The organism is Streptomyces albireticuli, from assembly GCF_021228125.1.
Lineage (GTDB): Bacteria > Actinomycetota > Actinomycetes > Streptomycetales > Streptomycetaceae > Streptomyces > Streptomyces albireticuli.
The window spans coordinates 226,331-249,604 of record NZ_JAJQQS010000007.1 but is presented as its reverse complement, the minus strand read 5'-3'; the positions used below and the strand labels follow the sequence as shown (position 1 = coordinate 249,604).

Genomic DNA, 23,274 nt, shown 5'->3' with positions numbered 1-23,274 from the left:
GCTTGAGGACACCGCGCGACAGCGCGGAAAGGGGGCCCCGGGGGCGTCAGCCCCCGGTTCCGGGAAGGGGCGGGGTGGGGGAGAGAACCGGCACCGCCTCCGGGAAGTGACATGCCGACAGATGCCCGGAAGCACTCCCTTCCGCCCGCACCAGCGCCGGCACCTCCACGCCGCACACCTCCCGCGCCTTCCAGCACCGCGTCCGGAACCGGCACCCCGACGGCGGCAGGATCGGCGACGGCACGTCCCCGGCTAGCCGGATCCGCTCCCGCCGCACCCCCTCCGGTCCCTCCATGAGGTCGGACGCCTCCGGCACCGCCGACAGCAGCGCGTGCGTGTACGGGTGCCGGGGCCGCTCGTAGATGTCCGCCCGCCCGCCCACCTCGACGATCTTCCCCAGGTACATCACCGCCACCCGCTGCGAGAAGTGCCGTACGACGGCCAGGTCGTGGGCGATGAACAGGAACGCGATGCCGAGCTCCCGCTGGAGCCGCTGGAGCAGGTTGACCACCTGGGCCTGGATGGAGACGTCGAGCGCGGACACCGGCTCGTCCGCCACGACGATCTTCGGGTCCAGGGCCAGCGCCCGGGCGACCCCGACGCGCTGCCGCTGGCCGCCGGAGAACTCGTGCGGGAAGCGGTTGTAGTGCTCGGGGTTGAGGCCCACGATGTCCAGGAGCTCCCGGACGCGGGCCTCCCGGCCGCCGGCGGGCTCGACGCCGTGGATCTCCATCGGTCCCGAGACGATCTTCCCCACGGTCTGCCGGGGGTTGAGCGAGGAGTACGGGTCCTGGAAGATCATCTGAATGTCGCGGCGGACGGGGGCGAGCTGCCGGCGCTTGGCGTGGGTGATGTCCTGCCCCTGATAGGTGATCCGGCCGGCGGTCGGCTCCAGGAGCCGGGTCAGCAGCCGCCCGGTCGTGGACTTGCCGCAGCCGGACTCGCCGACCAGTCCGAAGCTCTCGCCCGCGCGTACGGTCAGATCGATGCCGTCCACGGCCTGGACCGCCCCGACCTTCCGCTTGACGGGGAAGCCGCCCATGATCGGGAAGTGCTTGGTCAGGCCCTCCGCGACGAGGAGTTCGGTCATCGGGTGCCTCCTCGGCCCGGCCGGGGCGCGAGCCGCGCGGCGAGGGCCGTACGCCGCTGCCCGGGGGTGAGGTGGCAGGCGGCGCCGCGGCCCGCCGGCAGCTCCGGACGCTCCGTCCGGCACCGGTCGCCGCCCACCTCGGCGACGTGGGCGCAGCGCGGGTGGAAAGGGCAGCCGGGCGGGGGCGTCAGCAGACTGGGCGGGGCGCCGGGGATGGGCACGAGGGGTTCGTCGACGTCCGAGGTCAGCCGGGGCATGGAGCCCAGCAGGCCCCAGGTGTACGGGTGGCCCGGCGCGCCCAGCACCTCGCGGACCGGGCCGCGCTCGACGGCCCGGCCCGCGTACATCACCAGCAGGTCGTCCACCGTGTGGGCGACGACCCCGAGGTCGTGGGTGACGAGCACGATCGCCGAACCGGTCTGCCGCTGGAGGTCCTTGAGCAGGTCGAGGATCTGGGCCTGGACGGTGACGTCCAGCGCGGTCGTCGGTTCGTCGGCGATCAGCAGCTCGGGGTCGCAGACCAGGGCCATGGCGATCATGGCGCGCTGGCGCATGCCGCCGGAGAACTGGTGCGGGTAGTCGTCCACGCGCCGCGCGGCGTTGGGGATGCCGACCTTGTCCAGCATCTCGACCGCGCGCCGGCGGGCGTCGCGCCGGGAGGCGCCGGTGTGCTTGCGGTAGGGCTCGGCGATCTGCCGGCCCACCGTGTAGTAGGGCGAGAGGGCGGTGAGGGAGTCCTGGAAGATCATGGCCATCTTGTTGCCGCGCAGCTTCTCCAGCGCGGACTCCGGGGCGGTGGTGAGCTCCCGCCCGTCCAGTGTGATCGTGCCCGTGATCTCGGTGCCGCGCCGCTCGTGCAGGCCGAGGACGGCGAGGTTGGTGACGGACTTGCCCGAGCCTGACTCGCCGACGATGCCGAGGGTCCGCCCGCGCTCCAGGTCGAAGGAGAGCCCGTCGACGGCCTTCACGACGCCGTCCTCGGTGGTGAAGCGCACATGGAGGTCCCGTACGGAGAGAAAGGGTGTGGCGGAGGGGGCGGGCGGGGGAGTCGTGTCGGGTGAGGTCGCGGTCACGGCAGTCGTTCTCCTGGCGGTCAGGCGAGGCGCACGCGCGGATCGATGAAGGCGTAGGCGGCGTCCACGACGATGTTGGCGATGACGATCGCCGTGCAGCCGACGAGCATCACGGCCATCAGGGTGGGCAGGTCGGTCTCGCCGACCGAGGAGACGGCCAGCCTGCCGAGGCCGTGCAGGCTGAAGGTGAACTCGGTGATGATCGCGCCGCCGAAGAGCGAGCCGAGGTCGATGCCGAAGATGGTGACGACGGGGGCGAGCGCGCCCCTCCAGGCGTAGCGGAAGAAAACCGTCCGGCGGCTCAGTCCCTTGGCGCGCGCCGTGCGCACATGGTCCTCACCCATCTGCTCGATCATCTGCGAGCGCGTCATCCGGCTGTAGTTGGCGATGAAGATGATGGAGAGCACCAGCCAGGGGATGAGCATCCCCGTGAACCACTTCCCGGGGTTCTCCGTGATCGGGTGGTAGGCGGGGTTGTCCATCCAGTGCAGCCCGCTGACCAGGACCGCGAGCGCGATGACGCCCACGAAGTAGATCTGGAGGGAGTTGCCGATCAGCGACAGGGAGCTGAAGAACTTGTCGACCCAGGTGCCCCGGAAGGCGGCGGCGAGCATGCCGATGCCGACGCCGACGACGAGGAAGACCACGGCCCCGCCGACCGTGATCGACAGCGTGGTCGGGAAGCGGTCCACGATGGTGCCCCAGACCGGCTGCTGGTTGGAGAAGGAGTAGCCGAAGCAGGGTGCCGGGCAGTGGCCGACGCTGAAGTCACGGCCGGTGAAGATGCCCGCCATATAGTGCCAGTACTGGACGGGCACCGGCTCGTCCAGGCCCAGGTTCTTGTTGATGAGCGCGAGGGCGTCCGGTGTGCAGTTCTTGCCGCAGGACATCAGGGCCGGCTCGGAGGGCAGCGCGAAGAACAGGAAGAAGGTGATCGCGCTGATCAGCACGATGATGACGAGTGCGCCTAGGACGCGGCGGGCGAGGAATCTCAGCATGGCTCCGCGGACTTCCGTCAGGGCGGGGCGGCCGGCCGGGGTACCGGGTAACGGGCCCGGCCGGCGCCGGGGCTACTTCACGAACACGCCGGTCGGGTCGACGGTGCCGTAGACGGGCTGGTACCGCACGCCGCCGATGTTCGAACCCCATAGGGAGAACTGCCGGTTGTAGAAGACCGGCACCGCGGGGACGTCCTCGGTGAGGATCCTGTCGGCGAGCTTCTGCCACTCGGGCCCGGCCTGCTTCACATCCGGGATCTTGTTGATCCGGTCCACCTCGGCGTCGACGGCGCGGTTGTTGAGATGGCTGTAGTTCTGGCTGCCGTCGGCGATCTGCCGGCTGTCGAACAGCAGCGGGATCACCGTCGAGGAGACGGGCCAGTCCGCGCCCCAGGAGTTGCGGTAGACGTCGAACTTGTTCTTCACCTCGGCGACCGCGGTCCGCCAGATGTTGGCGTCGACCTCCTTCTTCTGCACCTTGAAGCCCGCCCGTTCCAGCGCCTGGGTGACCACCACGGACACCTTCTGCTGGACGTCGGTGTTGGCATAGGCGTAGACGATCTCCATGCCCTCCTTTCCGGCCTCCTTGAGCAGCGCCCTGGCCTTCTCGGGGTCACCGGAGGGCTTGGCCTTCTTCCCCAGCGGGTCCGTGGGCCGGTAGCCGTCCATGGCGGGCGAGAGGTAGTTGGTGGCGAGCAGCCCGGCGGTCGCGCCGCCGTTCTGCTGGAGGATCTGCCCGTTCGGCATGGCGTGGGCGATGGCCTTGCGGACCCGGACGTCCTTCACCCGGTCGACGTTGATGCTCATGTAGTCGACGTAGGGCTGGACCTCGACGAAGCGGCGCGACCTGGTGTCCGCCTGCTTCAGCACCTTCTCGGTCATCTCCGGCGCGACGGCGCTGGAGAACGACAGGGCGTTCTTGTCACCGCCCTGGTCGGCGAGGAAGCGGCGGGTGGAGTCCGCGTACTGGTGACCGAAGCTGATCTCGAACCCGTCCGCGTACTGGTGGCGGATCGGATCCGTCTTCGGGTCCCAGTGCTCGTTGCGCACCAGCTTCAGCGACTTGCCGACCTTGTACTCGCCGACCTTGTACGGGCCGGAGGCGAAGGGGGCGTTGTCGTACTTCTGCTTGGTGTCCTTCTCCGCCTTGACCGCTCCGACGTTGGGCATGGCCGTGGCGAAGGGCGTGTCGGCGTGCGGCTGAAGGAAGTGGAAGATGATCGTCTTGTCGTCCGGGGTGTCCAGCACGGACGACGGCAGGTGCTTGCCCTCGTACGGGCCGTCCGGCAGCGCCTTGCGGAAGGTGCTGCCCTCGCCCGAGAGCCACTGCGGGATGTACAGCGGCCCGTCGGTCTCGAAGGGGGCGTAGAGCCGCTCGATGCCCCACCGGACGTCCCGGGCGGTGATCGGCGAGCCGTCCTCGAACTTCAGCCCGTCCTTGAGGGTGAACTTCCAGGTCCGGCCGCCGTCGGAGGCCGTGCCGGTGTCGGTGGCCAGATCGCCGACGACCTTCACCCTGCCCTGGTCGTCCACCTTGTAGGAGGTGAGCGAGCGGTTGTAGAGCATCTGCGCGGCGAGGACGTCGGCGAAGTAGATCTGGCCGGGGTCCAGGTGGTTGAAGGCGTCGCGCTGGAGGACGTTGACCGTGCCGCCCTTCTTCGCGCCCTTCACCTCGGGGGCGGGGCCGGCGGAGTCCTCCTTGGTGCCCAGGGAGTAGTTGGACGCCTTCGTCTTGTCCTCGCCGGGCCCCTCGCTCTTCCCGCCGCCTCCACCTCCGCCGCCCCCGCCGCTGCACGCGGTGAGGACCAGAGCGCCGGCCGCTCCCCAGCAGGCCAGCGCCACGGCCGCGGAACGCCGGTGTCTGTGCCTCAGTGCCTTCGTCATGGGTCGATGCACCTGCCTGTCCCCTCGGTGTCCGGTTCTGCCCTGTCGGCCGTGCGCCGTTCTCAGCGGGTGGTCCGGGGGTCGAAGGCGTCCCGGACGGAATCCCCGAGCAGGTTGAAGGCGACCACGAAAATGATCATCGCGAGGCCGGGGAAGAAGATGTAGGTGATGTCGCTCTCGTAGTAGTGGGCGCCGTTCGCGAACATCCGCCCCCAGTCGGGGGTGGGCTCCAGGATGCCGACGCCGATGAAGGACAGGCCCGCCTCGATGGTCACGACCGACGGCAGCATCAGCGTCGACTGCACCAGGATCGGCGTCCACAGATTGGGCAGCAGCTCCTTGCGGATGATCCGCCAGGGCGACGCCCCGGTGACCTTCGCGGCCTCGACGAACTCCCGCTCCCGCAGGCTCAGCACCTGGCCGCGCAGCAGCCGCGCCATCCCCATCCAGCCCAGCACCCAGAGCACCAGGATCAGGGTGAGGACCCGCAGCGAGGTCGGGGTCTCCTTGCCCGGGCTGACGAAGAGGGAATAGACCACCGGCGTGAAGGCGATGAACGACAGCTGGGAGGGGAAGGCCAGCAGGAGGTCGATGAACCTGCCGAGCAGATAATCGGTGCGCCCGCCGATGTATCCGGCCGTCACACCGACCAGGACGCCGGTCAGCACGCACAGGACCGTCGCCGCGGTCGCGATGAGCAGGGACGTACGGATTCCGTACACCAGCTGGGTGAGCACGTCCCGGCCCAGGGTGGGCTCGATTCCGAACCAGAACCGCCCGGAAATACCGCCGTTCGGCGCGACCGGGTAACCGAACTCGTTGAGCAGGCCCGGCTCGTCCAGCCCGTAGGTCTCCGTCGGATTCTTCCCGTAGACCTTCGAAAGAAGCGGAGCCGTCACGGCGACGAGAAAGAAGAACGCCACGATGTACGCGGAAACTACCCCGGAACGGTCACGCTTGAAGCGCCGCCACATCAGCTGTCCGGGTGAACGGCCCGCCAACTCTGTTTGCGTCAGCGGTAACTGGGAAGGACTCGTCATCGCGTAAATCCCCCGCACTGTCGTCTTGTCGACCTCTCGCGGACGCCGGTCACGCGATGGGTTGAGCGGACTTTCGCAATGGATTCACGGCCCAGTCAAGAGGGCTGCGCGGAAGAGGCGGCACCCCCCGCCATCTTGAGCGAAGGTTGAGCGGATCGACGACGCGGCGTGCTTGACAGGGTCTGCCGGGCACGCCGCGCACGTCACTCCACGGCGGTCAGGAGAGGCCCAGCGACCGCTTGAGGAAATCGACTTGGAGCAGCAGCACATTCTCCGCGACCTGCTCCTGCGGGGTCATGTGCGTCACCCCCGACAGCGGCAGCACCTCGTGCGGGCGGCCCGCCGCGAGCAGCGCCGAGGACAGCCGCAGCGTGTGCGCCGCGACCACGTTGTCGTCCGCGAGCCCGTGGATCACCATCAGCGGCCGGCTCTCCGCCGCGGCCCCCGACAGCCCCTCGTCGGTGACCAGGGAATTGCGCGCGTACACCTCCGGCCGCCGCTCCGGATCGCCCAGATAGCGCTCCGTGTAGTGCGTGTCGTACAGCCGCCAGTCCGTGACCGGCGCGCCCGCGATCCCCGCGTGGAAGACGTCCGGGCGGCGCAGCACCGCCAGCGCCGCGAGGTAGCCGCCGTACGACCAGCCGCGGATCGCCACCCGGCCGAGGTCCAGCGGGAAGCGCTCGGCCAGCGCCCGCACGGCGTCGACCTGGTCGTCCAGGGTGACGCCCGCGAAGTCGTCCCGGACGGCCTTCTCCCAGCCGGGTGAGCGGTGCGGCGTGCCGCGACCGTCGGCCACGACCACCGCGAAGCCCTGGTCGGCGAACCACTGGGACGTCAGATGGGCGTTCTGCGCGGCGACCACGCGCGGCCCGTGCGGGCCGCCGTAGGGGTCCATCAGCACCGGCAGGGGCCCGTCGCCCTCCTCATAACCCGTCGGCAGCAGCACGGCGCACGGGATGCGGCGCGCGCCCGCCTCCGTCAGGCGCGCGCGGGCGGTCAGCACGGGCGTCTGCGCGTACGAGGGGACCGTGGCCGCCCGTACGCCGTCGCGCAGGACCCGAACGAGGGCACCGCTGCGCTCCGGTGACGTGGAGACCAGGACCGTCACCGCCCCGCCGCGCACCGCCGAGTGCCACCCCGGCCCCTCGGAGAGGCGCTCCACGCCCTGCGCGCCGACCCGGTAGACATGGGTCTCGCCGGTCTCCGGGTCCGCCGCCTCCGGCCCCGCCGACGCCGAGACCAGCACGTCCTCCGCACCGGCGTCCAGCACGGCCCGCACATGCAACCGCGGCCCGGTCAGCGCCCGGTCGCCCACCACCAGGACCCGCGCGTCACCCTCGTCGGCGATCCGTACGAGTCGCCCGTCCGGGTTCCACACGGGCACCCCAGGGAAAAGATCCAGCCAGTTTGCGTCCTCCTCCACGTGCAGCACGCGCGTGCCGCCCGTCGCGGTGTCCACGGTGAGGTACACCTGGCTGCGCTGGTCGCGCGCCTGCACCAGGAGCAGCGGGGGACCGGCCGCCGACCAGTGCACACGCGCCAGGTACGGATAGCGCTCGCGGTCCCATTCGACGTCCTTACGGCTGCCGTCCAGGCCCAGCAGGGCAAGCGACACCTCCGCGTTGGCGGTGCCGGCCACCGGGTAGCGGACCTGGGCGGGCGCCCGGTCCGGATGGGCGGGGTCGGCGATCCACCAGCTGCTCACCGGCGCCTCGTCCGCCCGTGCCACCAGCAGCGACGTCCCGTCCGGCGCCCACCAGAAGCCCCGCGAGCGCCCCATCTCCTCGGCGGCGGCGAACTCCGCCAGCCCCCAGGTCACGGTGTCGCCCTCGGGCTCGGCCAGGGCGCGGTCGCCACCGCCGTCCGCCTCCACCACGCGCAGCGCGCCGCGCGTCACATAGGCGACCCGGCGGCCGTCGGGCGAGGGCCGCGGATCGACCACCGGGCCGGGGACGACCAGCTCACGGGCGGTGCCGCCGCGCAGCTCGGCCACGAACAGCCGCCCCGACAGGGCGAAGGCCGCCCACTCCACGGCGCTGTCCACGGCGTATCCGACGATGCCCGCCGAGCCTTCGCGGCTGCGTTCGCGGCGCGCCCGCTCCGCCGCGGACAACTCCTCCTCGGCGCCGCCCAGCAGCAGGGCGGGATCGGCCGCCACGCGCTCCCGTCCGTCGTCGAGGTCGAGCACCCACAGCACCCCCGCCCGGTCGGTGCCCGAGCGGGAGCGCAGGAACGCGACACGCGCGCCGTCCGGCGACACCGTGAACGCGCGCGGCGCGCCGAGGGAGAAACGTTGTGTACGGGCTTGCTGCCGAGGAAACGAGAGCTGTCCGGTCATGCGTGGAGCCTATTGCGGGGCGGCGAGAAGTCGCCGTGCGCCCCGGATTTGCTCCTGTGCACCGAGTGATGTCCGGGCACCGGAAAGTTATGATCACTGACGCATAGGTGATAAGTCCCGAGCGGCATCCGTGTGCCGCTCGTTCGTCGTCCGTCCGACCGCGCGTTCCTGGAGGTGAACCGCTGTGGCACTCTCGATTTCGGCGGTGGTGCTGCTGGCGATCATCGTCTTCCTGCTGGTCCGGAAGTCCGGTCTGAAGGCGGGCCACGCCGCGGTCTGTGTGTTGCTGGGGTTCTATCTCGCGAGTTCGTCGATCGCCCCGACGCTGCACAGTCTCACCTCGAGCGTGACCGGGATGATCAGCAACATCAAGTTCTGACGGTCCGGCGGAGGGCCCCGGCGGGGTCCTCGCGCCGGTCCGCGCGGGGCTGCGCCCGGCGGCGCCCCGCGCCGCCCGGTGTGCTCGTAGGCTGTCCCCATGACCGACCGCTCCGCCCTGCCAGGCCGCCGGCTGCTCCTGGTGCACGCGCACCCGGACGACGAATCGATCAACAACGGCGCGACCATGGCCAAGTACGCCGCCGAAGGGGCCCATGTCACCCTCGTGACCTGCACCCTCGGTGAAGAGGGCGAGGTGATCCCGGCCGGCCTCGCGCACCTCACCGCCGACCGGGACGACACCCTCGGCCCCTACCGCGTCGGTGAACTGGCCGCCGCGATGAGGGAGCTGGGCGTCACCGACCACCGCTTCCTCGGCGGCACCGGGCGCTACCGCGACTCCGGGATGATGGGCATCCCGCAGAACGACCGCCCCGGGTCCTTCTGGCGGGCGGACGTGGACGAGGCCGCCGCATCCCTCGTAGAGGTGATTCGCGAGGTCCGGCCGCAGGTCCTGGTCACCTACGACCCCGAGGGCGGCTACGGCCACCCCGACCACATCCAGGCGCACCGCGTCGCGATGCGCGCCGCGGACCTCGCGGGCGAAACGGCCTTCCGGCGCGACCTGGGCGACCCGCACGAGATCGCCAAGATCTACTGGAACTGCGTGCCGCTCTCCGTCGTGGAGGCGGGCTTCGCACAGCTGCGCGAGCGCGGTGTCGGCGATCCCTTCCCCGGCATCGCCACCGCCTCCGACGTCCCCGGGGTCGTCCCCGACGAGGAGGTGACGGCGGTGATCGCCGGTGCCGCGTACACCGGGGCGAAGGCCGCCGCGATGCGCGCCCACGCCACCCAGGTCGCCGTCGACGGCCCCTTCTTCGCGCTCTCCAACGACCTGGGCCAGCCCCTCTTCCCGGACGAGTACTACAAGCTCGTCCGCGGCCGCGCCGCCGCGCCCCGCGAGGACGACCTGTTCGCCGGGGTGGACGCGTGACCGGCATGGCGGCACCGCTGAGCGCCGGGCGCCTCGCCCTCTACGCCGTCCTCGCCGTCCTCGGCGCGCTGGTGGGGGTCGCGGGCGGGCTGGTGCAAGCGGGCTGGTTCCCCGGCGGATTGACGCTCGCCCTGCTCGCCCTCGCGGGCCTCTGCTACGGCGGGCTCACCGCGGCCCGCACCCGGGCCGGCGGGATGGCGCCCGGCGCCGGCTGGCTCGTCGCGGTGCTGCTGCTGACCGACAGCCGGCCGGAGGGCGACTTCCTCTTCGGCGCCGGACTGGGCTCGTGGGCCTTCCTGCTGGGCGGGATGGTCGTGGCTGTGATGTGCGCCACGCTCCCGAAAGTGCCGCAACCGGACGGCTCCTCAGTCCGACTTGGCAAGTGACGTGACGATTTCTGCCTGACCGGCCCGAGGCGCGTGGACCCGCCCCGCGCGCCTCGCCGCCGGACCGATCCGGCGGCCGTCAAGTACGCGTCCGTGGTGCCCAGTATGGTGGTGCGCGCCGCCGAGCCGCCCGAACGAGGTCATGACGGGCGGCGGAGCTAACCGGGAGAACCTGCTTTGAGCCGTGAATCTGACAGTTCGTCCTCCGGGCCCCAGGGCCGCGGTGGCGCCGCGTACCCCTCGGGGACCCCGCCGTACGGAAGCCGCCAGCCGTCCGCCGACGGTGGCGTCAGCGAGGAGCAGGCCATGGCGCCGAAGCCGGAAGAGCACAAGACCGAGACCACGCTGACGACGCGGATCCGCATCAACATCCCGGGTTCGCGGCCGATCCCGCCGGTCATCATGCGCACGCCCGTCGGCGACGAGCCGGGTGCCGCCGCCCCGGGCCCCGCCGCCGTGCCGGCCCCGCCCGCGGCCGCCAAGAACGCCCCGCCGGCCGGCCCGTCGGCCACCGGCGCGCCCGCGGCACGCCGGAGCGCCGAGGGCAAGCCCGCCCTGCCCCGCCGCCCGGAGCCGTCCGCGGCCCCGGCCCGCCAGGAGGCGGAGCGCCCGGCGTCGAAGGACAAGACGAGCGACTGGTTCGCCCCGCGCAAGTCCTCCCCGGGCACGCCGCCGCCCGCGGGCCGCCGCACGCAGGGATCCGGCGGCGGCTCGGTGCCGCCCCTCCCGCAGCGGCAGAAGTCGACCCCGCCGCCCGTGACTCCGGCCGTTCCGGCCGCTCCGGTGGACGACTGGCCGGTCGGCCAGTCGGCTTCCTCGGTTCCTTCCGCTCCTCCGGCCCCCCCGGCTTCCACGACGGGGGCGACGCCGTGGCAGGGCGCGTCCTCCGGTATGCCCGGTGACGTTCCGGGCGTGCCGAAGCCGGTCGACGACTGGCCTGTGGGCGCTTCCGCCTCGGGCACCACCGGCACCACGCCCTGGCAGCCCGACACCTCCGCCGCCCCGGTCGACGACTGGCCGGGCGGTTCCTCGACGACGAGCGCGACGCCGTGGCCCGCCGAGGGCGTGGCCGGCACGGGCGAGCAGCGTCCGGCCGGCCCGGTCGACGACTGGCCGGGCGGCGCCTCCACCACGGGCGCCACGCCCTGGCAGGCGGAGACCCCCGCCGGTCACGTGGACGACTGGCCGGGCGGTTCCTCGACGACGGGCGCGACCCCGTGGCCCGCCGACGGCACCGCCGCCGCGGCTCCGGCCGCTCCGGTCGACGACTGGCCGACGGGCCCGTCGGCCTCCTCGGCCCCCGCGGCCTCGACGACAGGCACGACGCCGTGGCAGGGCGCGTCCTCCGGTATGCCCGGTGACGTTCCGGGTGCGCCGAAGCCGGTCGACGACTGGCCCGTGGGCGCTTCCGCCTCGGGCACCACCGGCACCACGCCCTGGCAGCCCGACACCGCCACGCACGGCGGCCGGGGTTCCGGCGCGCAGGCCGACGACTGGCCGGGCGGCGCCTCGACCACCGGCGCGACGCCGTGGCCGGGCGGCCCCGCCGACGCCTCCACGACGGGCACCACGCCCGCGCCGTGGGCCGGCGACCCCATGGCCACCGGCACCAACCCCGTCGTCGGGGGCACCCCGCAGGCCACGCCCGCCGTGCCGCCGCCGGGTCCCGGCGCCTCGGCCGGCGCCGCTCCGTGGGCCGGCGCCCCGGACACCACGCAGCAGTTCCCCGCGCCCACCGCGGGCCAGGACGGCGCCTTCCCCGGCACGCCCGGCGGCACCCCCGGTGGTGCCGCCTTCGCCCCCGGGCGTACGGACACTCCGCGCGAGGGCGTCCCGCGCGTCCCCGCGCCGCCCGCCGGCGACCGGTCGGCACCGCGCGGCCCCAAGGGCCCGCAGGGCACCCAGGCGCCCGGCAACGGCCAGCAGCAGACGAAGACGCCCAAGGCGCCCAAGGGCGGCGGCAAGGGTGGCAAGAAGGGCGGCCAGAAGGCGCCCGCCGCGCCCGGCGGGACGTCCGAGACGCTCGTCAGCGGTGTGCCCGTCGTCCCGCCGCCGGGCCCCGGCAAGAAGGCCGGCCCGGTCGACAGCGGCGCGCCCCGCGTGGCCGTGCCCAAGCCCAAGGTGCCCGCTCCCGGCGCCGTCCCGGCCCCGGCCGCGGCCGCGCCCAAGAGCGCCCCCAAGAAGGCCGCGAAGAAGAAGGGCCGTTCCAAGGTCGTCCTGCTGGGCGGCGGCCTCGTGGCGCTGGTCGGCGTCGCCTACGCCGCGGGCCTGCTCCTCGACCACGCGGACGTGCCCAACGGCACCACCGTCCTCGGCGTCGGCATCGGCGGCAGCTCCAAGGAGCAGGCCGTGCAGAAGCTCGACTCCGCGCTCGGCGGCCGTGCCACGGACCCGCTGAAGGTCTCCATCGGGGGCAAGGAGGCGGAGCTCAAGCCGTCGGTGGCCGGTCTGACGATCGACACCCAGGCCACCGTGCGCGAGGCGGCCGGCCGGGACTACAACCCGATGACGGTCATCCCCTCGCTCATCGGCGGCACCCGCAAGGCCGAGGCGGTCATCGGCGCCGACGAGGAGAAGATCGCGGCGGCCCTGAAGACCCTGGCCGGCGAGGCCGGCGGCGCCAAGGACGGCACGATCACCTTCGAGCCCGGCAAGGCCGTGCCCGTCTACGGCAAGCCGTACGTCGGCCTGGACACCGACAAGGCCGTGGCCGCCGTCGCCCAGGCGTACCGCGACCGCGCCGCCACGGGTGAGAACAAGACCGTCGAGCTGCCCAGCGCCCAGCAGCAGCCGAAGGTCGGCAAGGCCGAGGTCGACCGGATGATGAACGAGTTCGCGAAGCCCGCGATGTCGGGCATCGTCATCATCCAGACCGACCCGCTCCACAGCATCCGGTTCGGCCCGGACCTCTCGCTGCCGAAGATCCTGGCGGTCAAGGAGGTGAACGGGCAGCTGGTCGAGAACTACAACCTCGAAGCGCTCAAGGAGCTCTACGGCTCCAAGTTCAACGGCGTCACCATCCAGCGCGGCGACGGCAGCAAGACGCCCGTGCAGCCGACGGACGTCGTCGGCGCCCTCCGCAAGGCGCTCCGCGGCAAGACGGCCGCCGAGCGCGTCGGGGTGATCCCGGTCAACGGCAGCTGACCCCGGCCTCGCCTGCTCGCGGCCTGGTCGCGACGAGCCCCCGTGCCCCACCCGGCACGGGGGTTTTCGCATGTCACAGGGGTCAGATGAACCATGACAAGGGGTCAAGGAAGCCATGACATCTGTCATTGTCAGCACACGACACCCGACACTGCCGCGGCGCTCCCCGGGCCCGGATCATTGAGTACATGACCACCACAGCACGTACGTTCACGGGGGACCGGCACCGCACCGCACCACCCGTGGTCAGCTTCACCGACGTCAGCAAGAGCTTCGGCGAGGTGCGGGCCGTCTCGGAGCTGGACCTCCAGCTCCACCCCGGCGAGACCGTCGCCCTCCTCGGTCCGAACGGCGCGGGCAAGTCCTCCACGCTCGACCTCCTGCTGGGCCTGCGCACCCCCGACTCTGGGCGTGTCGAGGTCTTCGGCACCACTCCGCAGCAGGCCATCGCGCGCGGCAAGGTCGGCGCGATGCTCCAGAGCGGCGGCCTGATGGAGGACGTGAAGGTTCGTGAGCTCGTGCGGCTCGCCTGTGACCTGCACCCGCACGCCTACCCGGTCGAGCAGGTGCTGGAGCACGCGGATCTGACCGACATCGCGGACCGCATGGTCAACAAACTCTCCGGCGGCCAGGAGCAGCGGGTGCGGTTCGCGCTCGCCACGGCCGGTGCCAACGAGCTCGTCGTGCTGGACGAACCGACCACCGGCATGGACGTCTCGGCCCGCCAGGCGTTCTGGGGCGTGATGCGCGCCCAGGCCCGGGCCGGCCGGGCGATCCTCTTCGCCACGCACTATCTGGAGGAGGCCGACGCGATCGCCGACCGCGTGATCGTGCTGCACCGCGGCAGGGTGATCGCGGACGGCTCGGCCGCCGAGATCAAGGCGAAGGCCGGCGCCCGCCGGATCGTCTTCGACCTGGACGAGTACATAGGCGAGGGCGCGCTGCGCGAACTGCCGTTCCTGTCCTCCCTGGAGGTATCGGGCCGCACGGTGCGCATCCAGTCGCACGACGCCGACGCCACCGTCCACGCGCTCTACGGCCTGGGGCTCTACCCGCGCAACCTGGAGGTCGCGGGCGGGCCTCGGCCTGGAGCAGGCGTTCATCGCCATCACCGACGCCGCGACCGCTGAGGAGGCGGCCAAGTGAACACTCTGATCAAGCTTGAGATCCAGCGCACCCTGCGCAACAAGAAGTTCATGTTCTTCTCCGTGCTCTACCCGGCGGGTCTGTATCTGCTGATCGCCGGCGGGGCGAGCAGCACGGAGGTCGTCAAGGGCACCGGGCTGACCTTGCCGTTGCTGATGATGGTCTCCATGGCCTCCTTCGGCGCCATCACCGCCGTCCTCGTCGGCAACAGCGAGCGCATAGCCAAGGAGCGCGAGAAGGGCTGGGTGCGCCAGCTGAGGCTCACGGCCCTGCCCGGCCGCGGTTATGTGACGGCGAAGGTGGCCTCGGCCGCCGTGGTGTCGCTGCCGTCGATCCTGGTGGTCTTCCTCATAGCCGCCGTCGTGAAGGACGTCCGGTTCGACGCGGCCTGGCAGTGGTTCGCGCTCACGGGCGCGATATGGGCGGGCAGCATCGTCTTCGCCGCGCTGGGCGTGGCGGTCGGCTATCTCGCCACCGGTGACGCCGTGCGCCCCCTCACCTTCATCATCTACTTCGGCCTGTCGATCCTCGGCGGCCTCTGGATGCCGGTCAGCACCTTCCCGGGTTGGCTCCAGGACATCGCCGAGTGGGTGCCCACCCACGCGTACGCCGCGCTCGGGCAGTCCATCGAGCTGGGCAACGCCCCGGACGTGAAGGATGTGGCCGTCCTGGTCGCCTATCTTGTGATCTTCGGGGGCGCGGCCGCCTGGCTGTACCGCAAGGACACCCGCAAGGCGTGAACCGGAGGGCGGGGCAGGGCCCGCGAAAGGGCCCGAAGCCCGAAGCCCGAGGGGCGAGGGAGGATCAGAAGGAGAGAGCGTGATGGCCGTAGGCGACCGTATCCGCGGGGTGTGGCAGGCCGCCCTGGTGGCCGACGACGACCTCGACACGGACAGCGTCCGCATCGGGGAGCCGCCCGAGACCCGCCGGCACAAAATGATCAAGCTGATGTGGATCGGGATCTGGCTCGCCTACCTGGCCGCGCCGGTCGAGGACGTCCTCGGTGACCACCACACGGTCGGTGCCGACATCTTCGGCGGATGCGGTCTGGCGGCCTTCGTGGGCGCCTACCTCGCCCTCGTCTTCCGGCACACCGCCCAGGCGCTGGAGCGGCGGCGGGTGTTCGCCGTCCTCGGCGCGCTGCTGGCGATGGCGGCGATTCTCTCGCTGGGACTGGGCTCCTCCTGGCTTGTGCTGTTCGTCTATGTGTGCGTCGCGATCGGCGCGGTCCTGCCGACGCGGCTGGCCCGCATCCTGATCCCGGTGGTCAGCGGGATCCTCGCGCTCATCGGGGTGAACACGGGCGCAGGCGGTTTCCTGTGGGCGCTGATGCTCCCGGCGCTGCTCGGTGGCTTCGCGATGGTCGGGGTGCGGCAGATGGCACGGACGGCCCGCGCGCTGCGCGAGGCCCGGGCCACGGTCGCCCACCTCGCGGCCAACGAGGAACGGCTGCGGCTCGCCCGCGATCTGCACGATCTCCTCGGCCACTCCCTGTCCCTGATCACCCTCAAGAGCGAGCTGGCGGGGCGGATGCTGCCGGGCAGTCCCGAGGCGGCCGCCCAGCAGATCGCGGACATCGAGCAGGTCAGCCGGCAGGCCCTGGTCGATGTGCGGGAGGCGGTGAGCGGCTTCCGCCGGCCCACCCTGGACGCCGAGATCGCCGGGGCCCGTACGGCCCTGGCCGCCGCCGGGGTGACCGCGGACCTCGACCGGGTGGCCGTCGGCTCGCCCGGCGCGGACGGCGGGGAGGGCTCACCCCTCGCCGGCCTGGCGCCGGACGCGGAGGGCGCGCTGGCGTGGGCGCTGCGGGAGGCCGTGACCAACGTCGTCCGGCACAGCGGGGCGCGCCGCTGCGAGGTGTCGCTCTCCGAGAGGGGCGACGAACTCTGTCTGACCGTCACCGACGACGGCCAGGGACCCGCCCGCCCGCACGGCAACGGCCTGACGGGCCTGACCGAGCGGCTGGCCCTGGCCGACGGCCGGCTGGAGACGGGGCCGGGCCCGCGGGGCGGCTTCCGGCTGCGGGCGTACGTACCGCTGGCGCGCCGGCGGGTGTCCGAGGACGGTCCGGCGCCGCTGGGGGCCGCGTGAGCTCCGGCCGCCGGGGGACGGGGGTCCCCGGCGGCCGGTACGGCGCCGTCCACGGCGGTTCCGCGCCGGACGGGGCGGCCGGTGCCGGGGCCCTGGTGGCCGGGGCGCCGGCCGCCGGGACCGCCACCGTGCCACCGGCCCGGGGCGGTCCGCCGCCTACGCTTGTCGCCGTGACCGAACAGCCCAGCTCCGTGCCCACCGACAGCCGACGCGTCATCAACGTCCTGCTCGCCGAGGACCAGTCCATGGTCCGGGAGGCGCTGGCGGCCCTGCTCGGGCTGGAGCCCGACATCGAGGTCGTCGCCCAGGTGGCCCGGGGCGACGAGGTGCTGGCCGCCGCCCGGGCGCACGACGTCGACGTCGTGCTGCTCGACATCGAGATGCCGGGCATGACCGGGCTCGACGCGGCCGCGCTGGTCCGCCGCGAGCTGCCGGAGCTCAAGCTGGTGATCCTCACGACCTTCGGCCGGCCGGGCTATATGCGCCGGGCGATGGAGTCGGGCGCGGAGGCGTTCCTGGTCAAGGACGCCCCCGCCGCGCAGCTCGCCGACGCGCTGCGGCGGGTGCTGCGCGGCGAGCGGGTCATCGACCCCACGCTGGCCGCGGCCGCGCTCGCGGAGGGCGCCAACCCGCTGACGGACCGGGAGCGGGCGGTGCTCACCGCCTCGGCGGACGGTTCGACCAACGCGGAGCTGGCGACGGCGCTGCACCTGTCGCCCGGCACGGTGCGGAACTACCTGTCGACGGCGATCCAGAAGACGGGCGCCCGGAACCGCGCGGAAGCGGTGCGGATCGCCCGCGACAAGGGCTGGCTCTGACCGCACCGGGAGCCGCCCGTACGCTCTGGCGGCGCGGGGCCGGACCGTACGTCGTGGCGGCGCGGGGCCGGACCGTACGTCGTGACGGCACGAGGCCCTGACCGTACGCTCTGACGGCGAGGGGCCCCTGACCGCACCCGCTGACCGCACGAGGCTCCGGACCTCGCGTTCCGGCCGCACCGTCGGCTCCGACCGTGCCGGGCCGACCGCGCGGCCCTCCGCCCCGGCCCCCGGTCTCACCGCCCGGTGGCAGCCGGGCCGGCCCGGGGACACCCGCGGCGCGCGGAAAGGGGCCGGAGCGCGCCCCGGCCCCGGCAGGCCGGGAACCACCCGTCGGCCGGCGGTACACGCGATCATGAATCCGGTGGGTTGTCGCACAGCCGTCATACGGCCGTCGTATGGTCCCTACGTCCCACCCGCGCACCCCGGAGGCAGGAAGGAGCCCCCGCCATGAAAGTCGGACGCGTGCCCGACGGCGGCCGTCTCCTCACCGTCCTCCTCCTCGTCGCGATCGGCGCCCTCGCCGCCCTCGACTGCATGACGGGCGTCCGGCTGCGCCTCGCCCTGGTCGCGAGCGTGATGCCGCTGATCGCCGCCCGGCTCTGCTCCTTCCGGCGGACCGTCGTCGTCGCGGCGGCCTTCGCCGTCGCCCAGGTGACGGTCCACTGCACGATCGTCCCGGACCGGGACACGCCCGGCACCCTCGTCGCCGTCCTCGGCGCGCTGCTCGTCGGCGGCTTCTCGGTGGCCCTGTGCGCGGCCCTGCTGGAGCGCGAGGCGGCGTACGACCGCACCCGGATGGTCGCCGACGCCGTGCAGCGGACCATGCTGCGCGAGCTGCCCATCACCGCGGGCCCGCTGCGGGTCGCCGGGTTCTACATCTCCGCCCAGGAGGGCGCCCGGGTCGGCGGCGACATCTACGAGGTCGTGGAGAGCCCCTACGGTCAGCGCGTCCTCATCGGCGACGTACAGGGCAAGGGCATGCCCGCCATCGGCGCCGGGCACGCCGTGCTCACCTCCTTCCGGGAGGCCGCCTACCACGAGGCGAGCCTGGAGGCCGTCGCCGAGCACATGGAGGGCGCGCTGCTCCGGCACAACCGCGCCCTGTCCCTCACCGGCACCGACGAGCGCTTCGTCACCGCGCTGCTGCTGGAGGTCGGCGGCCCGTCCGCCGGCACCCGGGTGCTGTCCTGCGGGCACATCCCGTACTACGTGGTGCGCGGCGGCGCCGTCGAGGAGCGCCTCCCCGGCCGCTCCGGGCTGCCGCTGGGCCTCGGCGGGCTGACCGGTGAGGCCCGCCGGGGCGTCGACCTGCCGCCCGATCCGCACGAGTGGGTCGTGCTGTGCACGGACGGCGTCACGGAGGCCCGTGACGCCGAGGGCCGCTTCTACCCGCTGCGTGAGCGCCTCGCCCGCCGGACCCATCTGCGGCCCGGCGCGCTCGCCCAGGCGCTCCGCGCGGACCTGGAGCGCTACACGGACGGCGAGCTGAAGGACGACGCCGCCGTCCTGATCGTCCGGAACGTCGCCTCCTGCGGCGGGCGCCCCGGCTCTCTGCCCGCCCAGCCGGCCGCCGTGGCGGGCGACTGAGCGCCGCCCCGGCCCGGCGGGCCCGGCGGACGGCTCAGTTCAGCATCGCCCGCGCCGCCCGTGCCTGCCGCCGTACGGACTCGGCGGCGGCCGGCTCCAGCGCGCCGATCACCTCCGCGTACGCCTCCAGCTCGTGCGCGCCGCCCGCGAAGTCGCCGCGCTCGACGAGCAGCTCGGCGCGCTCGTAGCGCAGCCGCGCCGGATGGCTGGGCAGCAGCAGCGAGAGCTCGACGGCCCACAGCTGGACGTCGCTGCGCTCGGGCCGGGCCGCCGCCCAGGCGCGGACGTTGTTCAGCAGCCGCAGCACGATCTCCAGTGGCTCGGCGGGCGAGAACATCGACGGCGACAGGGGCGCCCCGGTGGCCCCCGCGACCAGCAGCCCGGCGTCCTCGTAGGACAGCGTCCGGCCGCCGTCGAAGGGGTCGGCGAGGACGTGCTCGCCGCGGGGGTCGCCGAAGCCGACGACGAAATGGCCGGGCAGCGCCACCCCGTACACCGGCGCGCCGGCCCGCCGGGCGACCTCCATCCACACCACGGACAGCAGGATCGGCAGCCCGCGCCGGCGGCGCAGCACCTCGCCCAGGAGCGAGGACTCCAGCCGCCGGTAGTCGGCCGGGGAGCCGTGGAAGCCGCAGCGCTCGCCGAGCAGTTCGGCGAGCGCCTCCGCCCACCGCCGCGGAGCGGCGTGCCGGCCCAGCGCGGGCAGCAGCCCCGCGAGCCGGTCCAGCTCGATCTGGGCGGCGTCCACGGCCTCCTCGCCGGACTCCGGCTCCGCCTCGGCCGCGATCAGCAGGCACAGCAGCGCGAGGTCGGGACGTTCCTCCCGGGCCGCCTCCGCGAACCGCCGACGCCGGCCAGTGGTGTCGTACATAGGTGCCTCGTACCCGCTCGGGGCGCTGGGGGAAGCCCACCGCCGGTTTCCATCATGCGGCCCGCCACCGTGGTCGCGGGCCGTACGGCCACGGCTACGGCTGGGGCTCGCGACGGTAGTGGTACGCGTGGTGAGTGGTGAAGCCCAGGCCGTCGTAGAGCGAGGCGGCACCGCCGTTGCCCGTCTCCACCTGGAGGTACGCCGCCGAGGCCCCCTCGTCGAGCGCCCGCTCCGCGAGCCGGGCCATGACCTGGGTGGCCAGTCCCCGCCTGCGCCGGTCCGGGGCGACGGTCAGGGCCGCGAAACCCGCCCACCGGCCGTCGACCACGCACCGGCCTATGGCGGCCGGCCCCTCCTCGCCCGGCACGGTCGCGAACCACACCGACGGGCCGCCCGTCAGCACGCCCACGGCGTCGGCGACGGAGGCGGAGGTCCGGCCGTACGCGCGCAGCCACGCCTCGTCCGGTTCCCGGGAGAGCAGCACCCCGCCGGTGTCGGCGCCGGTGTCGGCGAGCGGGGCCAGGGCGGCGGTCCGTATCAGGGCGTGGCGCTCGTCGGTCCAGCCGCGCGCCGCCAGGGCCGCGTCCAGTCGCGCGTCCTCGTCCGGGTCACCGGTGGCGACCTGGACCAGGGCGGGCAGCCCGCGCGCGTGGTACCACTCGCGGACCCGGTCGAGCGCCGCCGACAGCGGCATGCCGGTGGCACCGAGGGGCAGCGCCGAATTGGCGCGGGCGGTGAAGCCGCCCGACGCGCGCAGCGTCCAGTCGCCCAGCCGCCCGGTCTCCAGGGCCGGCCAGCCGCGCGCCGCGACCTCCTGGAGCTCGCGCGCGCTCGTCGCCGGGCCGCGCCGCCGGGCCGGGGCGGCCGGGACCACCTTGCCGGCGACGAGCGTCGCCTCGTCGATCACCACGATTTCCCCGGTACGGCGTGTGATCCGCAGCACACCGCCCTCCCAGGAGTCCAGGAGACCGACGGTGTCCGTGAAGCGCCCTTCCCTCGACCCGGGGGCCGTCAAACGCCGGACGGATACCCTTTTTCCCACATCAGCGGTACTGATCCGGATTTCCAGCTGTCCGCCCGTGGTGAATTCCACAGCTCTCCTCGCCCCTCTTGTTCGTCAAGTGCCCAGGAACGGAGATACTAGGTGTGGGCATCGACGACGCCGCGCTCCCGCGCGAGATGAGCCCTACCGAGGAGGAACGACAGCGTGACCTACGTCATCGCGCAGCCTTGTGTCGACGTGAAGGACAAGGCGTGCATCGAGGAGTGCCCCGTCGACTGCATCTACGAGGGCTCCCGGTCCTTGTACATCCACCCGGACGAATGCGTCGACTGTGGTGCCTGTGAGCCGGTCTGCCCGGTCGAGGCCATCTTCTACGAGGACGACACCCCCGAGGAGTGGAAGGACTACTACAAGGCGAACGTCGAGTTCTTCGACGAGCTCGGTTCGCCCGGTGGTGCCTCCAAGCTCGGCCTGATCGAGCGCGATCACCCCTTCATCGCAGCGCTGCCGCCGCAGGCCGAGGGCGAGCACTGATCTCCGGCGCAGCTTCGCCGCGGCCCCGTACGGCGTCCCAGCCGTCCGGGGCCGCGGCCGTTTTCCCCGGCGGTTCGCCACCGATGAACCGCCGGGCATCCACCGCGTACCTACCGACCGAGTAAGAGAGAGCACCGTGGGCGCAGTCTCCTCCCGTCTCCCCGCCTTCCCCTGGGACCGACTCGACCCGTACAAGGCGACGGCCGCCGCCCACCCCGACGGCATCGTGGACCTGTCGGTCGGCACCCCCGTCGACCCCGTGCCCGCGCTGATCCGGCGGGCCCTCACCGACGCCGCCGACAGCCCGGGCTACCCCACGGTGTGGGGCACGGCCGCGCTGCGCGACGCGCTGACCGGCTGGGCGGAGCGCCGGCTGGGCGCCCGGGACCTGGCGCACACCAATGTGCTGCCGATCGTCGGCTCCAAGGAACTGGTGGCCTGGCTGCCGACCCAGCTCGGGCTGGCCGCCGGCGACAAGGTCGCCTACCCCCGCCTCGCCTACCCGACCTACGAGGTCGGCGCGCGGCTCGCGGGCGCCGAGCCCGTCGTCTACGACGACCCGACCGAGCTGGACCCCGCCGGCCTCAAGCTGCTGTGGCTGAACTCGCCGTCCAACCCGACGGGCCGGGTGCTGTCCAAGGAGGAGCTGCGCCGCGCGGTCGCCTGGGCCCGTGAGCACGGCGTGCTGGTCTTCAGCGACGAGTGCTACCTGGAGCTGGGCTGGGAGGCCGAGCCCGTCTCCGTCCTGCACCCGGACGTCTGCGGCGGCTCGTACGAGGGCGTCGTCGCCGTCCACTCGCTCTCCAAGCGCTCCAACCTGGCCGGCTACCGCGCCGCCTTCCTCGCCGGTGACGCCGCTGTCCTCGGCGAGCTGCTCCAGATCCGCAAGCACGGCGGCATGATGGTCGCCGCGCCCGTGCAGGCCGCCACCGTCGCGGCCCTCGGGGACACCGCGCACGTCACCGAGCAGCGGGAGCGCTACGCCCGCCGCCGGGCGGCGCTGCGTGCCGCGTTCGAGGGCGCGGGCTTCCGGATCGAGCACAGCGAGGCCTCGCTGTACCTGTGGGCCACGCGCGACGAGCCCTGCTGGGACACTGTCGCCGATCTGTCCAAGCGCGGCATCCTCGTCGCGCCGGGGGACTTCTACGGCGTGGCGGGGGAGCGGTTCGTCCGCATCGCCTTCACCGCGACCGATGAGCGTGTGGAGGCCGCGGTCCGCCGTCTGGCCGACTAGCCGTACGCTGGCGGCGGGACATGCGAGAGGGCCCGGGAGACGAACTCCCGGGCCCTCTCGCGCTGGGCTTCGTGAGACCGGTGGACGGCCTCGCTCAGCCGCCGATCGGCAGGTTGCCGACCGGCAGGTTCTTGGTGACGCCGCCGCCCTTGGTCGCGGTCTGGGCCGCGGTGCCGACCAGGCCGGCGGTGGAGCCGCCGAGGTCGCCCGCGACCTTCTGGGCGGCGGGGGCGCCGGTCTTGGCGGCCTTGCCCACGGTGTCCGTCGCGGCGGGCACGGTGGTGTCGATGGCGGCGTGACCGACGTGGCTCGTCACGGTCCCGGCCTGGTGCGAAGCGGCGTCGATGTTCTTGCCCAGGTTCGCTCCGTCGACCGCGGTGATCCCGTTGGCCAGCTCGGGGGCCTTCAGGTCCGCGGCGTTCGCGGCGCCGGCCGCGCCGGCGACGGTGCCCGCACCGGCGGCTACCAGCAGCGCGACGCGGGCGATCCGACGCGAAAGGGGGAGGGACATGATGCTCCTTCAGCGGAGTTGAGGACGTTGGCTGTCCGGCGATCGGACGCCGTGACTACCGCGTGAGCCCCGTGAAGGTTGCGGTGGGCCAAGGTAAAGAGTTGGCAATGCGTCGCATTATCGGGTTCCCGGAAACCTGGGCAAATAAGAC

General features: G+C 73.0%; 18 protein-coding genes and 2 pseudogenes. 11 read left to right on the top strand and 9 right to left on the bottom strand.

Annotated features, from left to right (window positions below; translation table 11 throughout):
* Nucleotides 1-46: 46 nt before the first annotated feature.
* The 6 genes from LUZ64_RS16085 to LUZ64_RS16060 form a co-directional block, all read right to left on the bottom strand.
* Nucleotides 47-1,090, bottom strand: coding sequence for an ABC transporter ATP-binding protein (locus LUZ64_RS16085; RefSeq protein ID WP_095579397.1), 1,044 nt, complete (start codon nucleotides 1,088-1,090; stop codon nucleotides 47-49).
* A complete protein-coding gene (locus LUZ64_RS16080) occupies nucleotides 1,087-2,163 on the bottom strand; it encodes an ABC transporter ATP-binding protein (protein WP_095579398.1) in 1,077 nt (358 codons plus the stop codon). Before LUZ64_RS16080 ends, LUZ64_RS16085 begins: the two co-directional genes overlap by 4 nt.
* Before the next feature lie 20 nt (nucleotides 2,164-2,183).
* Nucleotides 2,184-3,161 carry an ABC transporter permease gene (locus LUZ64_RS16075; protein ID WP_095579399.1) on the bottom strand — a complete coding sequence of 326 codons (978 nt, stop codon included), beginning with the start codon at nucleotides 3,159-3,161 and terminating at the stop codon, nucleotides 2,184-2,186.
* Nucleotides 3,162-3,233: 72 nt separating this feature from the next.
* On the bottom strand, nucleotides 3,234-5,045 hold the full coding sequence (locus tag LUZ64_RS16070; protein ID WP_095579400.1) for an ABC transporter substrate-binding protein: 1,812 nt from the start codon (nucleotides 5,043-5,045) through the stop codon (nucleotides 3,234-3,236).
* Between the two features lie 62 nt (nucleotides 5,046-5,107).
* Nucleotides 5,108-6,085, bottom strand: coding sequence for an ABC transporter permease (locus LUZ64_RS16065; protein WP_095579401.1), 978 nt, complete (start codon nucleotides 6,083-6,085; stop codon nucleotides 5,108-5,110).
* A gap of 217 nt (nucleotides 6,086-6,302) precedes the next feature.
* Nucleotides 6,303-8,423 (bottom strand): S9 family peptidase, encoded by a 2,121-nt coding sequence (locus LUZ64_RS16060; protein WP_095579402.1) that lies wholly within the window; start codon nucleotides 8,421-8,423, stop codon nucleotides 6,303-6,305.
* Between the two features lie 184 nt (nucleotides 8,424-8,607).
* Here LUZ64_RS16060 and LUZ64_RS16055 point away from each other — a divergent pair, with 184 nt between their 5' ends.
* The 9 genes and pseudogenes from LUZ64_RS16055 to LUZ64_RS16015 all read left to right on the top strand — a co-directional run bounded on the left by LUZ64_RS16055 (nucleotide 8,608) and on the right by LUZ64_RS16015 (nucleotide 18,970).
* Nucleotides 8,608-8,802, top strand: coding sequence for a hypothetical protein (locus LUZ64_RS16055; protein WP_087926441.1), 195 nt, complete (start codon nucleotides 8,608-8,610; stop codon nucleotides 8,800-8,802).
* 99 nt (nucleotides 8,803-8,901) lie between these two features.
* The gene (gene mshB / locus LUZ64_RS16050) at nucleotides 8,902-9,795 is read left to right on the top strand and encodes an N-acetyl-1-D-myo-inositol-2-amino-2-deoxy-alpha-D-glucopyranoside deacetylase (RefSeq protein ID WP_095579403.1); all 894 of its coding nucleotides are present in this window, start codon (nucleotides 8,902-8,904) and stop codon (nucleotides 9,793-9,795) included.
* 5 nt (nucleotides 9,796-9,800) lie between these two features.
* Complete coding sequence (locus LUZ64_RS16045) at nucleotides 9,801-10,181, top strand: DUF6113 family protein (protein WP_095579405.1); 381 nt, start codon at nucleotides 9,801-9,803, stop codon at nucleotides 10,179-10,181.
* A 177-nt stretch (nucleotides 10,182-10,358) separates the two neighbouring features.
* A pseudogene (locus LUZ64_RS16040) lies at nucleotides 10,359-13,325 on the top strand (hypothetical protein); the annotation flags it as partial.
* A 188-nt stretch (nucleotides 13,326-13,513) separates the two neighbouring features.
* Nucleotides 13,514-14,471 (top strand): annotated as a pseudogene (locus LUZ64_RS16035) (ABC transporter ATP-binding protein).
* Nucleotides 14,468-15,211 (top strand): ABC transporter permease, encoded by a 744-nt coding sequence (locus LUZ64_RS16030; protein ID WP_095584627.1) that lies wholly within the window; start codon nucleotides 14,468-14,470, stop codon nucleotides 15,209-15,211. Before LUZ64_RS16035 ends, LUZ64_RS16030 begins: the two are co-directional and overlap by 4 nt.
* Before the next feature lie 82 nt (nucleotides 15,212-15,293).
* On the top strand, nucleotides 15,294-16,562 hold the full coding sequence (locus tag LUZ64_RS16025; RefSeq protein ID WP_211305169.1) for a sensor histidine kinase: 1,269 nt from the start codon (nucleotides 15,294-15,296) through the stop codon (nucleotides 16,560-16,562).
* Nucleotides 16,563-16,732: 170 nt separating this feature from the next.
* A complete protein-coding gene (locus LUZ64_RS16020) occupies nucleotides 16,733-17,380 on the top strand; it encodes a response regulator transcription factor (protein WP_267897231.1) in 648 nt (215 codons plus the stop codon).
* 450 nt (nucleotides 17,381-17,830) lie between these two features.
* On the top strand, nucleotides 17,831-18,970 hold the full coding sequence (locus tag LUZ64_RS16015; protein WP_095584628.1) for a PP2C family protein-serine/threonine phosphatase: 1,140 nt from the start codon (nucleotides 17,831-17,833) through the stop codon (nucleotides 18,968-18,970).
* Nucleotides 18,971-19,004: 34 nt separating this feature from the next.
* Here LUZ64_RS16015 and LUZ64_RS16010 read toward each other — a convergent pair whose 3' ends face one another.
* Complete coding sequence (locus LUZ64_RS16010) at nucleotides 19,005-19,841, bottom strand: transglutaminase-like and tetratricopeptide repeat-containing protein (protein ID WP_095584629.1); 837 nt, start codon at nucleotides 19,839-19,841, stop codon at nucleotides 19,005-19,007.
* A gap of 94 nt (nucleotides 19,842-19,935) precedes the next feature.
* Complete coding sequence (locus LUZ64_RS16005; RefSeq protein WP_095584630.1) at nucleotides 19,936-20,934, bottom strand: GNAT family N-acetyltransferase; 999 nt, start codon at nucleotides 20,932-20,934, stop codon at nucleotides 19,936-19,938.
* Nucleotides 20,935-21,048: 114 nt separating this feature from the next.
* Between LUZ64_RS16005 and fdxA the strand changes: the two genes are divergently transcribed.
* Together fdxA and dapC are read left to right on the top strand one after the other, a co-directional pair.
* Nucleotides 21,049-21,378: a ferredoxin gene (fdxA, locus tag LUZ64_RS16000; protein WP_087926433.1), complete on the top strand. Its 330-nt coding sequence runs from the start codon at nucleotides 21,049-21,051 to the stop codon at nucleotides 21,376-21,378.
* A 136-nt stretch (nucleotides 21,379-21,514) separates the two neighbouring features.
* Nucleotides 21,515-22,612, top strand: coding sequence for a succinyldiaminopimelate transaminase (gene dapC, locus LUZ64_RS15995; RefSeq protein WP_095584631.1), 1,098 nt, complete (start codon nucleotides 21,515-21,517; stop codon nucleotides 22,610-22,612).
* A gap of 94 nt (nucleotides 22,613-22,706) precedes the next feature.
* On the opposite strand, the gene LUZ64_RS15990 is transcribed toward dapC, so the two are convergent.
* Nucleotides 22,707-23,123 carry an ATP-binding protein gene (locus tag LUZ64_RS15990; RefSeq protein WP_095584632.1) on the bottom strand — a complete coding sequence of 139 codons (417 nt, stop codon included), beginning with the start codon at nucleotides 23,121-23,123 and terminating at the stop codon, nucleotides 22,707-22,709.
* Nucleotides 23,124-23,274: the final 151 nt, after the last annotated feature.

What these genes read in the sequence shown, in the direction of transcription:
- LUZ64_RS16085 (WP_095579397.1), bottom strand. Translation starts at nt 1,090, where the DNA reads ATGACCGAACTCCTCGTCGCGGAGGGCCTGACCAAGCACTTCCCGATC.
- LUZ64_RS16075 (WP_095579399.1), bottom strand. Translation starts at nt 3,161, where the DNA reads ATGCTGAGATTCCTCGCCCGCCGCGTCCTAGGCGCACTCGTCATCATC.
- LUZ64_RS16070 (WP_095579400.1), bottom strand. Translation starts at nt 5,045, where the DNA reads ATGACGAAGGCACTGAGGCACAGACACCGGCGTTCCGCGGCCGTGGCG.
- LUZ64_RS16065 (WP_095579401.1), bottom strand. Translation starts at nt 6,085, where the DNA reads ATGACGAGTCCTTCCCAGTTACCGCTGACGCAAACAGAGTTGGCGGGC.
- LUZ64_RS16060 (WP_095579402.1), bottom strand. Translation starts at nt 8,423, where the DNA reads ATGACCGGACAGCTCTCGTTTCCTCGGCAGCAAGCCCGTACACAACGT.
- mshB (WP_095579403.1), top strand. Translation starts at nt 8,902, where the DNA reads ATGACCGACCGCTCCGCCCTGCCAGGCCGCCGGCTGCTCCTGGTGCAC.
- LUZ64_RS16045 (WP_095579405.1), top strand. Translation starts at nt 9,801, where the DNA reads ATGGCGGCACCGCTGAGCGCCGGGCGCCTCGCCCTCTACGCCGTCCTC.
- LUZ64_RS16025 (WP_211305169.1), top strand. Translation starts at nt 15,294, where the DNA reads ATGGCCGTAGGCGACCGTATCCGCGGGGTGTGGCAGGCCGCCCTGGTG.
- LUZ64_RS16015 (WP_095584628.1), top strand. Translation starts at nt 17,831, where the DNA reads ATGAAAGTCGGACGCGTGCCCGACGGCGGCCGTCTCCTCACCGTCCTC.
- LUZ64_RS16010 (WP_095584629.1), bottom strand. Translation starts at nt 19,841, where the DNA reads ATGTACGACACCACTGGCCGGCGTCGGCGGTTCGCGGAGGCGGCCCGG.
- LUZ64_RS15990 (WP_095584632.1), bottom strand. Translation starts at nt 23,123, where the DNA reads ATGTCCCTCCCCCTTTCGCGTCGGATCGCCCGCGTCGCGCTGCTGGTA.